At 54.4% G+C, this 13914-nt stretch carries 13 protein-coding genes; 4 read left to right on the top strand and 9 right to left on the bottom strand.

The window, feature by feature from the left end; translation table 11 throughout:
- Window positions 1-990: 990 nt before the first annotated feature.
- The 3 genes from M2108_RS12695 to M2108_RS12705 are packed head-to-tail and all read right to left on the bottom strand — an operon-like array spanning window position 991 to window position 3159.
- The gene (locus M2108_RS12695) at window positions 991-1389 is read right to left on the bottom strand and encodes an FxsA family protein (protein ID WP_068729664.1); all 399 of its coding nucleotides are present in this window, start codon (window positions 1387-1389) and stop codon (window positions 991-993) included.
- The gene (locus tag M2108_RS12700; RefSeq protein WP_277469970.1) at window positions 1389-1919 is read right to left on the bottom strand and encodes an acyl-CoA thioesterase; all 531 of its coding nucleotides are present in this window, start codon (window positions 1917-1919) and stop codon (window positions 1389-1391) included. Before M2108_RS12700 ends, M2108_RS12695 begins: the two co-directional genes overlap by 1 nt.
- A gap of 58 nt (window positions 1920-1977) precedes the next feature.
- Window positions 1978-3159, bottom strand: a complete 1182-nt coding sequence (locus tag M2108_RS12705; protein ID WP_277469968.1) for an MFS transporter — start codon at window positions 3157-3159, stop codon at window positions 1978-1980.
- A gap of 102 nt (window positions 3160-3261) precedes the next feature.
- On the opposite strand from M2108_RS12705, the gene M2108_RS12710 reads away from it, so the two are divergent.
- The gene (locus tag M2108_RS12710; RefSeq protein ID WP_277469967.1) at window positions 3262-4044 is read left to right on the top strand and encodes a G1 family glutamic endopeptidase; all 783 of its coding nucleotides are present in this window, start codon (window positions 3262-3264) and stop codon (window positions 4042-4044) included.
- A 97-nt stretch (window positions 4045-4141) separates the two neighbouring features.
- Here the strand turns inward: M2108_RS12710 and pyk are convergent, their stop codons facing one another.
- The 6 genes from pyk to M2108_RS12740 all read right to left on the bottom strand — a co-directional run bounded on the left by pyk (window position 4142) and on the right by M2108_RS12740 (window position 12416).
- Window positions 4142-5566, bottom strand: a complete 1425-nt coding sequence (gene pyk, locus M2108_RS12715; protein WP_277469966.1) for a pyruvate kinase — start codon at window positions 5564-5566, stop codon at window positions 4142-4144.
- A gap of 330 nt (window positions 5567-5896) precedes the next feature.
- Window positions 5897-6898 carry an acetyl-CoA carboxylase carboxyltransferase subunit alpha gene (locus tag M2108_RS12720; protein ID WP_277469964.1) on the bottom strand — a complete coding sequence of 334 codons (1002 nt, stop codon included), beginning with the start codon at window positions 6896-6898 and terminating at the stop codon, window positions 5897-5899.
- 1 nt (window position 6899) lies between these two features.
- On the bottom strand, window positions 6900-7793 hold the full coding sequence (accD, locus tag M2108_RS12725) for an acetyl-CoA carboxylase, carboxyltransferase subunit beta (RefSeq protein WP_277469963.1): 894 nt from the start codon (window positions 7791-7793) through the stop codon (window positions 6900-6902).
- A gap of 77 nt (window positions 7794-7870) precedes the next feature.
- Window positions 7871-8059, bottom strand: coding sequence for a glutamate decarboxylase (locus M2108_RS12730; RefSeq protein WP_277469961.1), 189 nt, complete (start codon window positions 8057-8059; stop codon window positions 7871-7873).
- Window positions 8060-8207: 148 nt separating this feature from the next.
- Window positions 8208-8708, bottom strand: coding sequence for a phosphatidylglycerophosphatase A family protein (locus tag M2108_RS12735; RefSeq protein ID WP_277469959.1), 501 nt, complete (start codon window positions 8706-8708; stop codon window positions 8208-8210).
- Window positions 8709-8783: 75 nt separating this feature from the next.
- Window positions 8784-12416: a DNA polymerase III subunit alpha gene (locus tag M2108_RS12740; protein ID WP_277469958.1), complete on the bottom strand. Its 3633-nt coding sequence runs from the start codon at window positions 12414-12416 to the stop codon at window positions 8784-8786.
- A 132-nt stretch (window positions 12417-12548) separates the two neighbouring features.
- On the opposite strand from M2108_RS12740, the gene M2108_RS12745 reads away from it, so the two are divergent.
- The 3 genes from M2108_RS12745 to M2108_RS12755 all read left to right on the top strand — a co-directional run bounded on the left by M2108_RS12745 (window position 12549) and on the right by M2108_RS12755 (window position 13820).
- Window positions 12549-12872: a YtrH family sporulation protein gene (locus M2108_RS12745; RefSeq protein WP_068728693.1), complete on the top strand. Its 324-nt coding sequence runs from the start codon at window positions 12549-12551 to the stop codon at window positions 12870-12872.
- A gap of 7 nt (window positions 12873-12879) precedes the next feature.
- Window positions 12880-13383 (top strand): sporulation membrane protein YtrI, encoded by a 504-nt coding sequence (locus M2108_RS12750; protein WP_277469956.1) that lies wholly within the window; start codon window positions 12880-12882, stop codon window positions 13381-13383.
- A 128-nt stretch (window positions 13384-13511) separates the two neighbouring features.
- A complete protein-coding gene (locus M2108_RS12755; RefSeq protein WP_277469954.1) occupies window positions 13512-13820 on the top strand; it encodes a YtpI family protein in 309 nt (102 codons plus the stop codon).
- Window positions 13821-13914 lie beyond the last annotated feature (94 nt).

Raw genomic sequence — 13914 nt, forward strand, 5'->3', positions numbered from 1 at the left:
CCTATTTTAGTTGTGGCTGTGGTAACTACAACTTTAGGGGGAACCGATTTGTTTGTGAAGGGCTATTTTTTCATGTCAGGTTCGGTGCAAGTGTACTGCCTTATTTTCGCAATAATCGTGTTTTGAGCAAGCTAACGGACTCCAGAGCCTTTATTTGCAAATATTTACTGCAAAACAGCAATTTCAGAGGAAATAAGGGCTCTACGGTCCGTTAGCTTTGCAGAGTGTCTCATACACATCAAATAAGGTCGCCTCGGTCCGTTAACCTGCTCCCCGGCTACTTTTTCCCTACCAGTTACCCCCAGACATTTGCATACACAATTGATCCATCAGTCTCGCATTTATTTAGCTGGCGTTTTGCGGTGCTGTTCAGGATTGACCAGTGCTATTCAGGATTGTATAGTGCTCTTTAACATTGGTCAGTGCTCTTTAGCATTGGTCTTGTACTATTTAGGATTGACCGGTGCTCTTTAGCATTGGTCTTGTACTATTTAGGATTGTCCGGGTGCTCTTCAGCATTGGCCTTGTACTATTCAGGATTGTATGGTGCTCTTCAGTATTGGCCGATATTGTCTGGTATAGTAGAAATGACCATTGTTGATGTAATGTTGAGGTAATGTCGAAGTAATGTCGAGGTAATATTGAGATATTGCTGAGGTATTGCTGAGGTATTGCTGAGGTATTGCTGAGGTATTGCTGAGGTATTGCTGAAGTATTGCTGAGGTAACGTTTAGCTTTGCCACATTATCCACCAAATGCCCATGTTTACTCCAACCTGAACACATCCCCCCATCCCCCTGAACAAAAGAAGGCCAACAATGTTTTCAGAACTCACCCGCTCCTAGCAGCAGCACCACCCTTTTCCCCCTTAACCAAACAAAAAGCGCCCCTGCCGCATATTGCGGACAAGGACGCTGCAACAAACTTGAGCTAATTGTAACTAGGTTCAACTACCCCGGCTATCTATCCATTCCAAACGGCAGCTTCGCCTTACCTCCGGTAAAAAGTGAAGGTGCCGTTTTTCATTTTTTTCTCAATCCATTTCAGCAGAAAAACCCGGTAAAGCGGCCGGGTCAGCGGAAACACCAGTGAAAAACCGATTATATCCGTAACGAAGCCGGGCAGGATCAGCATCAGGCCGCCGAAAAAGATACAAAGTCCGTCCAGCATGGTCCGTCCAGGCACCTTACCTTCCTGCATTTGCACCTTGCTGTCCTGCAGCACCTTTTTGCCTTCAAATTGCATCATCAAAAAGCCAATTACCGATGTAACGACCATGATGAGCAGTGTTTTGGGCGCACCGATAAAACCCGCCACATAAATAAACCCGAATAATTCCACGGCCGGGATTACAAACATAGCAGCCCACAGCCATTTGCTTCTAATCATTATGTTCCTCCTTCTTCCCTCAGCGCCCCGGTAATGGCATTGTACAGCTCGGGCAGTGCCCGGTCCAGCCTTACCGGCTTCCAGTCCCTGTTCAGCCAGACATGAGAGGTTGAACCGCTGACCAGAAGCTCGCCCGCAAGCGGCGCATCCGATGGACCAGACGTCACGCCCGATCCGGAACTGTAGCCGGCACCGCTGCCAGTGAAGTCCGCCAGCCGGTGGATTTCATATTCGTATACAACCCTCAGAGGCGAAAAGACGCTGAGCCGCGCATACACGGCGATAAGATCATCATAGCGTGCCGGACTTTTAAATTGCAAATCTGCAGCGGTCACGGGAAGCATTACACCCATTTCCTCAAGCGAACGGTAGGCAAAGCCAAGCCCGCGGAACATTTCGGTCCGCCCGCTCTCAAACCAGCTCAGATAGTTGGCATGGTAGACAACGCCCATCTGGTCCGTCTCCTGATATCTTACGCGGAAAGCGGTGCTGTACCAGCGGCTGGCCGGCACCGGTTCACGTGATTTCATAACAAATCGCCCCTTTCTGTAGTCAATGGCAGGCACAGCTGCAGCCCGAAGCCTGAGTTCACAGGCTCAAGCCGTTCGAAGACACCGGCAGCTGCACCTTGCGGCGCGAGCTTCTGGCCACATATAGCAGCAGCACAGATCCGACAGCTGCACTCAGCATGCAGGCCAGATTCATCAGCCCGACACCCCCGCTACTAAGCAGCAGTCCGTTCAGCAGATTGCCGAGAATTCCCGCAAACCCGGAGAAGACAATATTAAAGACGCTTTGGCCGGTCGCCTGAATTTCTGACGATGTAATCTGGGATACATATTCAACCGCAGCAATATAGAAAAGTCCGAAGGACAGGCCATGCAGAACCTGCACTCCGACCATAACCGAAGGATACGGAAAAGCCACCTGAATGCCCCAGCGAAGCACATATATAAGCGCTCCGATCAGCAGCGTGCGTTCACGTCCCAGCTTACGGATAACCTTGGAGGCATAGAGCATGGATGGCACATTGGTAAAAGAAGCGATAAACAGGGCAATCCCGGCGTAGCTCGCCGACCCCCCCACAGACTGAAAAGCCACTACAAAATAAGTGCCGAACGCAGCCATTGTCTGGTTCACCAGAAAGCATCCGCCGAGAAAAGCCAGAAAAATCCGGTTGCTGAGCAGCTGCTTCACACCCTGTGAAAAGGATTGGCTCATCATATGGTTTTCTTCCGCCTGTCTGGGCAGTGTCAACGCGAATATTACGGCTACCGAGCTCAGAAGCAGGAAGGGCAGCCAGATGGTCGATACCGAAAACAGCTCAATATACTGTCCGCCCGCATAGGCCCCTACGGCCGCCCCTATGCTCATCATCATCCGGATGCTGCCGTAGGATGACCCGGCCCTGTTCGCGGCTGCAATGGCGTAAGAATCGGCGATAGGCGCCTGTGTAGCCGAGAAGATGGTGGACACCGTGTAGATCAGCAGCATAACGATAAAATAGTCGAACCGGTAAAAGCCTGCCAGCACTGCAGGTACGGCCACACTCAGAATCAGCACAAGTCGCGCCTGGTTGTACCTGTCAGCAATCAAGCCCCACACCGGTTGAATACAAATGGCAATCAGCGTACCGGCCGCCATCATCATACCGATCTGGCTGACAGCCATGCCGTTATTCTTCAGCAGCAGAGTCAGATATGAGCCGAAGGAGCCCCCTGCCAATCCCAAAAAAAGATAGAAGCCGCGCAGCTTCATTAGTTTGTCCATAGGTGCTAGTAGTCCTCTCCATTCCTTTTTAACAGATAACCCATACTTTACGAGACTTCCCTGCATTAGATAGAGCAGAACCTTATTGAAGGCGGTGGACAAGTGAGCACAGTTCATAGATTTCAGCGCAGTCAGCCCTGTCTAACTGACAAATCCAATACAGGCCGGACCCGTAATTCCGGCTTCGGCTGGACGTCAAGCAACTGGAGCGGATATGCCATCACCGGCCAGAAAGGCGCCTTCCGGCGGATCTCGGCCGAGTGGACAGTCCCCTACGTAAAACCTACGGCTAAGCCTACTTATTCATCGGCCTGGATCGGAATCGACGGCTTCAAAAACAGCAGTCTGATCCAGACAGGCACCGGCCACGAATCCATGAACGGAACCGTCCATTATTATGCCTGGTGGGAGATTCTCCCCGAGGCTGAGACCGTCATTCGGCTTCCCGTGTCCCCAGGAGACCTCATCCGGGCAAGCATCGTAAAGCTCAGCCCCGGTAAATGGCGCATCCGGCTATGCAATCTGAGCAAGCGCTGGACCTTCCGTACAGTCCAGCGCTACAACGGACCGCAATCCTCTGCAGAATGGATCATGGAGGCACCTCTGGTCGGGGGAACCGTCGCCGATCTCGCCCGTACCTCATCTGTACGCTTCCGCTGCTGTCGGGTCAACGGGATTAGCCCCAGGCTTAAGCCTGCAAACGGCGGCATCATGATCCAGAACAAGGTTACAGTCGCCGTACCTTCGAGTCCCAGTGCCAAGGGCGATGCATTTACAGTAAAACGTCTATATCCTAAAGGCCTCTCGCAAGCTTACCTGAAAAGCCCTGTTTTTATCCGCACCAAAGCAACAAGCGCTCTCAAAAAAACCCTCAATCAAATATAATCATTCAAAGCCGTGATATCAAGCAAAAAAGCAATGGCGAATTGCACCATTGCTTTTTTGCTTATGTCTTTTATCCGTTATGGAAATCAAGCCTGTCTTAGTCGGCAGGAATCGTATCCACTTTCACGAGGTTGGTGGATCCGGAACGTCCCAGCGGGATACCGGCAGTGATCACAACGAGATCGCCTGCTTTTACCAGACCGGAAGCTTTACCGCCTTGCAGTGCAGTAGCCAGCAGTTCGTCAGTTGTAGTAGCTTCATTGCCGAATACTGGAGTTACGCCCCATACCAGCGCCAATTGACGCATTGTTCTTTCCTGAGTCGTTACTGCGATGATCTGGGATTTAGGACGGTATTTGGAAACCACGCGTGCTGTGTGGCCGGTTACAGTCGAAGAAATAATAGCTTTAGCGTTCAGGTCCAGAGCGGAGATCGCTACGGATTGGCTGATAGCTTCAGTAACCGTTGTTTCTTGCGCGATCTGCTGCTTCATGAAGATTTCACGGTGGTTCAGGGCAGATTCCGCTTTCTCGGCAATGCGGGACATGGTCAGTACGGATTCTACCGGATATTTCCCGGCAGCTGTTTCACCGGACAGCATGATTGCATCAGTACCGTCGAAGATAGCGTTAGCTACGTCACTCGCTTCAGCGCGGGTAGGACGCGGGTTGCGCTGCATGGAATCCAGCATTTGGGTAGCTGTGATTACCGGCTTGCCGGCTATGTTACATTTTTTGATCATCAGCTTCTGGGCCAATGGCACATCTTCAGCAGGAATTTCTACGCCGAGATCACCGCGGGCAACCATCAGACCGTCAGATACTGCCAGGATTTCATCAAGGTTGTCGACGCCTTCCTGGTTTTCGATCTTGGAGATGATTTGGATGTGGGAAGCATTGTGCTTCTCAAGCAGTGCACGGATTTCCAGAACGTCGCTGGCTTTGCGAACGAAGGAAGCGGCGATAAAATCGATGTCCTGTCCGATCCCGAAAATGATATCGTTGGTGTCTTTTTCCGTAATACCCGGCAGGGAGATGGAAACTCCCGGTACGTTAACGCCTTTTTTGCTCTTGATTGTACCGCCGTTAACAATACGGGTCTTGATTTCAGTGCCTTGAATGTCTACAACTGTAAGTCCGATAAGACCGTCATCGATCAGGATTGTTGATCCAACCGAAACGTCGTTAGGAAGGTCGCTGTAAGTGATAGAGATACGGTTTTGATCGCCAAGGATTTCTTCCGTAGTCAATGTCAGGTACTCGTCCTGAACCAGCTCAATCGGTTCTACTTCCAGCTTGCCTGTACGAATTTCTGGTCCTTTGGTGTCAAGCAGGATAGCAACGGTCTTGCCCAGTTCCTGGGAAGCCTGACGAATCGTTTTGATCCGGTTGCCGTGCTCTTCATAGTCGCCGTGGGAGAAGTTCAGACGGGCTACATTCATACCAGCCAAAATCAATTTTTTGATATTCTCCAACGATTCACTTGCAGGTCCGATCGTACATACAATTTTACTTTTCCGCATTAGGTTTTCCTCCGTTTTTTCGTTCTCTCTGTCTCACTTTTTCCAACTACAAAATCTACTATAAGGCTTAATGTTTGTATAGGAACTATATCACATGCACCTTTTACTACGCCCTAATGAATATTACTGCAACTTGGACACAAAATCAATGTTCCAGCGCGTTTCCTCTGTAAATATACGTCGAATTTACGCAATCTGCCATCAAAATAAAAATCATCCCGCGGCATTTGCGGGATGATTGCTATGACAATAAATGTATAATCCAGTCTTCCGTGGTTGTAGACCGGAAAGAACTTCCATATGTGTGAAAGTGCAAATGAAACCGTTACTCTACTCCACGTTCTGGACTTCTTCTTCGGGTAATAGAGACTCTTGGGTACCTTCGGCAAACTCGCCGATTTTGCGGAATTTGCGGTAACGGTCCTCCTTGAGCTCTGCAGCATCCAGACTGGACAGTTCCTGCAAATGGCGCCACAGGGCCTCCTTGATGTTGGCTGCAGCAGTCTCGTAGTCCTGATGCGCGCCGCCCCGCGGTTCCGGGACAATCTCCTCGATGACTTCCATCCCGAGGAGATCCGCTGCGGTAATCTTCATCGCTTCGGCGGCCTGCTCCGCTTTGGAGGCATCCTTCCACAGAATGGAGGCTGCGCCGTTCGGCGAGATCGCCGAATAGATGGCATGCTCCAGCATCAGAACACGGTTGCCCACAGCCAAAGCCAGAGCCCCGCCGCTTCCGCCTTCGCCGATGACGACACAGATGACCGGCACAGCCAGCTGGGACATCTCATAGAGATTGCGCGCAATGGCTTCAGACTGCCCGCGTTCCTCCGCTGTATTCCCCGGGTAAGCTCCCTTGGTGTCGATAAAGGTAATGATCGGGCGGCGGAATTTCTCCGCCTGTTTCATCAGCCGCATGGCCTTGCGGAACCCTTCCGGGTGCGCGCTGCCGAAAAAGCGCTGGATATTGTCCTTCGTATCCTTGCCGCGCTGCTGTCCGATTACCGTAACCGGCAGACCGTTCAGCTTCGCAATGCCGCCGACAACGGCCAGATCATCCCCGAACAGGCGGTCGCCGTGCAGCTCCAGGAAGTCCGTAAAAATCAGCCCGATCAGATCAAGCGAGGTCGGACGTCCGTGGTGCCGGGCCAGATGCATCTTCTGGGAGGCGGAAATATTGCTGTAAATTTCATCCGCAAGCACGCGGTAACGTTCTTCAAGCCGGATGATTTCATCCGTAAAATCAATGCCCTTCTCTTCACCGAACTGCTTCAGCTCGGCAATCTTCTTGCGCATTTCTACCAGAGGCATTTCAAAAGGCAACTCTCCCGCCAACCTAAAATCCCCCTTTCACATCATGCAGCTCCAAAATCCTGGTCAGTGTAGACCGCATTTCCTTACGGTGCACCACCAGGTCGAGCTGGCCGTGCTGAAGGTTGAATTCAGCCGTCTGGAAATCATCCGGCAGCTTCTGGCGGATCGTCTGCTCAATGACGATTCTCCCGGCGAAGCCGAACACGGCTCCGGGCTCGGCAATAATAATATCGCCAAGGCTCGCAAAGCTCGCGGATACACCGCCGGTAGTAGGGTCAGTAACGACCGAAATATATAATCCTCCGGACTCGCCAAAACGGGCCAGAGCCGCGCTTGTCTTGGCCATCTGCATCAGGCTGAGGATACTCTCCTGCATCCGTGCTCCGCCGGAGGTGGAGAAAATCAGCAGCGGGAGTCTTTTCTCCGTTGCTTCCTCCACCGCACGGGTAATCTTCTCCCCGACTGCGGAGCCCATGCTGCCTGAGAAAAATTCAAAGTTCATCACCGCAACAATGACGGGATGGCCGCCGATGGTGCCCTGACCGGTCACTACCGCCTCAACTTGTCCGCTTTTGGAGCGCTGCTGCTCTAGCTTAGAGGCATAACCCGGGAACTGCAGCGGGTCCACTGACGACAGCTCGCTGTCAAACTCGATGAAATTCTCCGGATCAAGCGTCATGGCGATCCGCTCCAGCGCGTTCAGCCGCATATGGTGGCCGCAGGCCGGACATACCTTCAGGTTCTTCTCCAGCTCCTTGCTATACTGGATCGTCCCGCATTTACTGCATTTGCTCATAAGCCCTTCGGGAATCTCCCGCTTCGGGCGTTCGCCTTCCGCCGGTCCGCCGCTCCGCTCCAGACGTTCTGAAGGAATAGTCGCGTACTTCCGTTTTTTCTGAAATAAATCTTTGAACAAGGGTCGCACCTCTTCAGCCGTTTATTTGCGCATTCAGCAGCTTGCCGCTGTCAACTACTGCACTTATACATATTTAATTAGGGATGTAAAATCAGATTCAGGGCTTCCTGCACTTCCTCAAGCTCCCCCGAAGGAACCAGTATCTCAAACTGTTGCTTGGACATATTAATCGGACGGCACTTTACCAGAAATCCTTCTTCCGTAAGCCTGCTCTGAATCATATCCGCCACTTTGGCGGTTGGCGCTATATAAATTACCGTCCACATGCCCTGCAAGGCCTCCCTGATCTCAATTCCCAGCCGTATCCCGCGTATAATGGAATCATGATAACACAGTTTTCTTTTTTCCCGCAACAGGAGTAAAACGGAGGAGGCGGGACCAGGAGGCCGCATTCATCAGCTATTAGGTGTTCCCTTATGACGTACCGGTGACATGGGGATACACCTTTGCCCCTTCATGGCGGTGGGCAATCCGGGCAGAAGCGGCTGCGGCAATTCCGGCAACAAGGTCATCCAGGAAGACATGGATTCTGCCCGGCTCATCATTGAGCCTGCCGATTACGCCAAGCTTGACTTTGTCCAGGTAGCCGAAGCTGGTCAGCCCGATCATGCCGTACACCCCCGTAATCCCCAGCGCCAGCGTCTCGTCTGCGCCGTACAGCGATTCATCCGCCTCCATCACCGCCTGCAGCGGCTGGGGAAGCGCCCCTTTCTCCGCCAGCTCATCCAGGGCAATGCCTGTCATGAGCGTGTACTGCACCTCTCTTTTGCCGAGCACCGACTTCACGCTGGACATACATTCATCCTCTGTTAAATCCTGATAATATTTGGATTGCAAAATATATACGATCTCAGCAATGGACGATAACGTAACTCCCCTGCGTTCCAGCAGTTCTGTTGCCATTTGATAGGACATGTTGTCAATCCCCTTTCCGCACGGGACCATTCCCTGTGGTTTCCTAAATGTATGCGGAAAAGGGCGAAAATGTTCTTATTTTATTCTTACTGTACCGGCTCCCAGCATGTCTTCAACTGCTGCGAACAGCTCCGGCGACGGCTCGATCCGGTAGCTGTCGCTGAGCGCCAGCACCCGCTGCTCGCGCTCATAGAACAGCAGGGTGGCTGCAGGCCCGGGATGGGTCTGCAGCAGTGCCTGCAGGCGCGAGAGCAGCGCCGGGTTCTCCGCGGCCGGCGTGATCTTGATAAAGACACGCTGGCCGCCTCCCGCCGCCCCCGCAGGTGCGGCCGGCGGGGCTGCAGGCGCTGCTGCGCCGCCTGCAGTAGTGCGCGGCGCGCCGGTGCCCCCGGCGCCGCCCCGCGGGGCAGGAGCGCTGCGCGGCGCTCCTGTAGAGGCTGTCCGCCCCGGACCGGACGGACGGGAGGCAGCTGCGCTGCGGCGCTGCAGCAGGCCATGAAGAGCGTCCGCGCCAAGCGGCGCGACCTCCTCGGCCAGCAGCTTGAAGCCCTCGTCCTCCTGCTGCACCTTGGCGCGCAGGGCCAGCAGCGCACCCTTCTCGACCAGGCTGCGGCTGCGTTTCCACACCTCCGGGAACAGCACGACCTCGCAGCGCTCGATCTGGTCCTCCCACTGGATGAACGCCATCGCCTTGCCGGCCTTGGTCGTAATCTCCTTGACGGAGACGACCATCCCCGCCGTAACCGTCTGGCTCTCATCCGCAGCTTCGCCAAGGTCCATCAGCCGCTGGATGCCCGGCTCCTCAAGCAGAGCCGCACTGTCGTCCAGCGGATGGCCGGACAGGTATAGCCCGAGCAGCTCGCGCTCCAGCTCCAGCTGCTGGGTTACACTGAACCTCGGGATATCCGGGTAGCGGATTTCCCAGTTCGGGGTTTCAATCAGATCGTCGAACAGCTGGATCTGCAGCTCGTCCCGCTCCTTGCGCCATTTGGCCGCGGCATCAACGGTCTCGTCGAGCATGGCCAGCAGCTGGGCCCGGTGTCCGGGCAGCCGGTCGAAGGCGCCGGCCTGGAGCAGCGATTCGATGACGCGTTTGTTGCAGACGCGCAAATCGACACGGCGGCAGAAATCGAGCAGGCTGTCGAACGGACGCTCTTTACGGACGGCTATAATGTTCTCCACCGCCAGCGTTCCGACATTTTTCACCGCTGCCAGCCCAAAGCGGATATGCCCGCTGCTCCCGTCCCCGCCGGGAACCGGAGTAAACAGCACGCTGCTCTCGTTGACATCCGGCGGCAGAACACCGATGCCGGTTCGCCGGCATTCCAGCACATATTCGGCCACCTTGCGGTGGGTGCCCATGACCGCTGTCAGCATCGATGCCATGAACTGTACCGGATAGTGCGCCTTCAGATAGGCGGTCTGGAAGGCCAGCACGCCGTAAGCGGCGGCATGGGCCCGCGGGAAGCCGTAATCGGCGAACCGGACGATCATATCATAAACGGCATTCGCATCCGCCTCCTGATAGCCCTGCTGCAGGCTGCCCTCCACGAAATGGCTGCGCTCCTTGTCCAGCGTCTCGCGCTTCTTCTTCGACACCGCACGGCGCAGCAGGTCTGCTTCACCAAGCGAGAAGCCGGCCATCAGGGAAGCAATCTGCATAATCTGCTCCTGGTATACGATAATGCCGTACGTATCCGCCAGAATCGGCGTCAGGTCGGCATGCGGGTAGTCCACCGCAATTTCCCCGTGCTTGCCGGCAATAAACTTGGGGATAAACTCCATCGGGCCGGGACGGTACAGTGCCAGCACAGAGATGACATCCTCGAAGCCCGAGGGTTTCAGGTCCTTCAGCACACGGCGGATGCCCGCAGACTCCAGCTGAAAGACGCCGGTCGTCTCGCCGGCCCCGAGCATTTCGTAGGTCAGCGGATCATCATCGGGAATGGTGCGGAAATCGGGAGACTCCCCGTCCATCTCCCTGATCCAGTTCATGCAGCGTTCAATAATCGACAGCGTCCTTAGTCCCAGAAAATCCATCTTGAGCAGTCCGACGCTCTCCAGATGCTCCATGGAATACTGGGTCAGCGCCGTGCTCTCATTGCCGGCCTGCAGCGGCACCGCATCGGTCAGCGGCCCTTTGGAAATCACAACGCCGGCAGCATGTGTGGACGCATGGCGCGGCATGCCTTCAACCTTCATCGCCATGTCGAGCAGCTCCCTGGTCTTGCCGCTGGTCTCATACAGCGCCTTCAGATCAGGGCTGCCCTCAAGTGCCCGCGCAATGCTGATTCCCAGCTGTCCGGGAATCAGCTTCGCTGCCTTGTCCACCTCATTGTACGGCAGATTCAGCACCCGGCCGACATCACGGACCGCTGCCCTGGCCGCCATTGTTCCAAAAGTAATAATCTGTGCCACATGCTCCCTGCCGTATTTCTCGACCACATAGGCGATAACCTCATCACGGCGCTCATCGCTGAAGTCGATATCAATATCCGGCATCGTAATCCGCTCAGGATTTAGAAAACGCTCAAAGAGCAGGTTATATTTCAGCGGATCAACATCGGTGATCCGCAGGGTATAAGCGGTGAGACTGCCTGCCGAAGAGCCGCGGCCCGGGCCGGTAACGATACCATTCTTGTGGCAGAAGGCAATGAAATCCCAGACAATCAGAAAATAATCGCTGAAGCCCATACTCTCGATGACACCCAGCTCATAGTCCAGGCGCTGCTCGGCAGCCGCCTTCCGCTCGGGTGAAGCCCACAGCGGTGTATCCGCATAGCGCGCTTCAAGTCCGCTGCGGCAGAGCCGGCGCAGATAAGCTGCTGCATCCAGCCCTTCCGGCAGCGGGGAATATTCGGGGAGAATATGCTGCCCGAACGTCAGTTCCAGATTGCATTTATCAGCAATTTCCTGAGTGTTTGCAATCGCCTGGGGCACATGCGGAAACAGCGCCGCCATCTGCTCTCCGCTCTTCAGGAACAACTGGTCCGTACCAATCTTCAGCCGGTCCTCATCGTCCACCGTCTTGCCTGTGCCGATACAGATCAGCACATCCTGTACCTCCGCATCCTCCTTGGCCAGATAGTGAACATCATTCGTCGCGACAAGCGGAATGTCCAGCTCCGCTGCCAGAGCAATCAGCTGCGGATTCACCCGCTTCTGCTCGGGAATGCCGTGATCCTGCAGCTCCAGATAGAAGTCGCCGCCAAAAATCTCCTTGTAGCGCAGCGCCGCCTTACGCGCCTCATCTTCGCGCCCGTGCAGCAGATGCTGCGGCACTTCTCCGCCCAGACAGGCGCTCAGGCAGATGATTCCCTCGGCATGGGCGGCCAGTGCCTCCATATCAATGCGCGGCTTGTAATGCTGGCCCTCCAGATGGCCGATGGAGACAAGCTTCATCAGATTTCTGTAGCCGGTTTCATTCTTCGCGAGCAGGATCAGGTGATAGATCGGCTGATCCTTGCGGCTGCCCCGCTCACGGCGCGATCCTGCTGTCAGATAGGCTTCGCAGCCGATAATCGGCTTAATGCCGGCGGCTGTGCACGCTTTATAAAAGGGGATTGCCCCATACATCACTCCATGATCCGTCAGCGCCAGCGACTTCATGCCGTATTCGCCGGCCCGGCGCACGAGATCCGTAATGCGCGCGGCGCCGTCCAGTAAACTGTATTCGCTGTGCACATGCAAATGCACGAATGGGCTCATGATCCCCACATCCCTTCTACTCTTCAAATCAAAACATAAGATGAAACTATTTTATCATAATACCGGGGGAGCCGCCCATAGAATGGATTAAGTGCACAGGGACAGGCAGACTTGTCCGGAAAGGGGCCTTGTATGAGTATTTTCATGAGCAAAGCCGTTCTTGATTTTTTCATCGCCTTCGGCATCGTCCTGGGCGGCGCCATGCTTGGAGGGATCGGTGCGGTCGTCTCGCTGCAGCCGCCGACGCAGACGATGCTGGACATCGCCGACCGGATTAAAATCTGGGCGCTCGCCGCCGCGGTCGGAGGCACCATCGATCCTATGCGGGTCATTGAGAGCAATATGATCGGGGGCAATCTGTCTCCCGCAATCAAGCAGATCCTCTACCTGGTATTCGCCTTTTTAGGCGCCCATATGGGCAGCGAGCTGGTCAAATGGGTGTGCGGCAAGGGGTGAGCGGACCATGAGAATCCCCCCTTTTCAGCGCTACCGCCGCTTTTCGCAGATTTCCGCCGTTTTCGTGCTGGGTATGGTAACGGGAGCCGTCATGTACAATGCCATTTTTCATATGAGCTATAATGTGCTCTGGCTGGACAACCAGGCTCTGCGGGTGCAGATCAAGCAGTACAGCAAAGACATCAAAACGCTAAAAAAATACAACAATACCTCGACCGTCATCCGGGAAATCAAGCTGCGCACTGAGGAGAGCAAGACAAAAGAGGGAAATGCCGTGCTGGATCAGGTAACTGTGAAGGAAATAATCAGCCGGATGAGCGAAGACCTGGAGCCGATGCGCGGCCGCAGCATGTTCGACATTGATACAGACGGCAAGCTGGCGCGGCTGCTGCTGGACGGTAAAATCTACATCGTCCGTGAAAAAGAGTACTCCGTACGGATCCGGACCATGCTGGTAATGGAGGGCGTGCTGCAGATCTGGGTGGAGGTCAATCCTTATAAACGCAGCTGAGCCGCAGATTAGGCGGGCGTACCGGCGGAAGCCGTGCTACAATAATGGACAGGTATATCGGCAAACGGAATTCATGCTGAGGGCTATACTTTTTTTGAATGATTTTCTGATAAAGGAGCTGCCTGTCCATGATTATGCTCATCAAGTATCTGCTGTTCATCCTGCTTGTTGTTTTTATGATTGGTGCCGCCGCATACAGCCTTTCCTCACGCCGGACCTCCGATCCTCTCGAAAAAGGCCGCCGGCGCTCCGTAATGAACGTGCTGCTCGGTGCCATGCTGGTTACGCTGTCGCTGATGTCAATGTTTCTGTTCCGCGGCTCGACCCTAAGCGTGATTGTGGAAGCGGTGTTTCTCGTTATCGGGGCGTTTAATATTTTTTCCGGTCTGCGCAGCCACGGGTACTACAGCCGGAACGGGGGCAGACGCAAGGCTTAGGCGATTGCTTGCTTTTACAGCCTTATTGAGCGGTATGCAACCGCCCTCTCCGCTGCCCGGTATTCCTGAGAAGTGCTAAGTGGAAAAATGCCAT

The sequence above is a fragment of the Paenibacillus sp. PastM-3 genome (assembly GCF_029893965.1).
In the GTDB taxonomy this organism is placed as follows: Bacteria; Bacillota; Bacilli; order Paenibacillales; family Paenibacillaceae; genus Paenibacillus_AQ.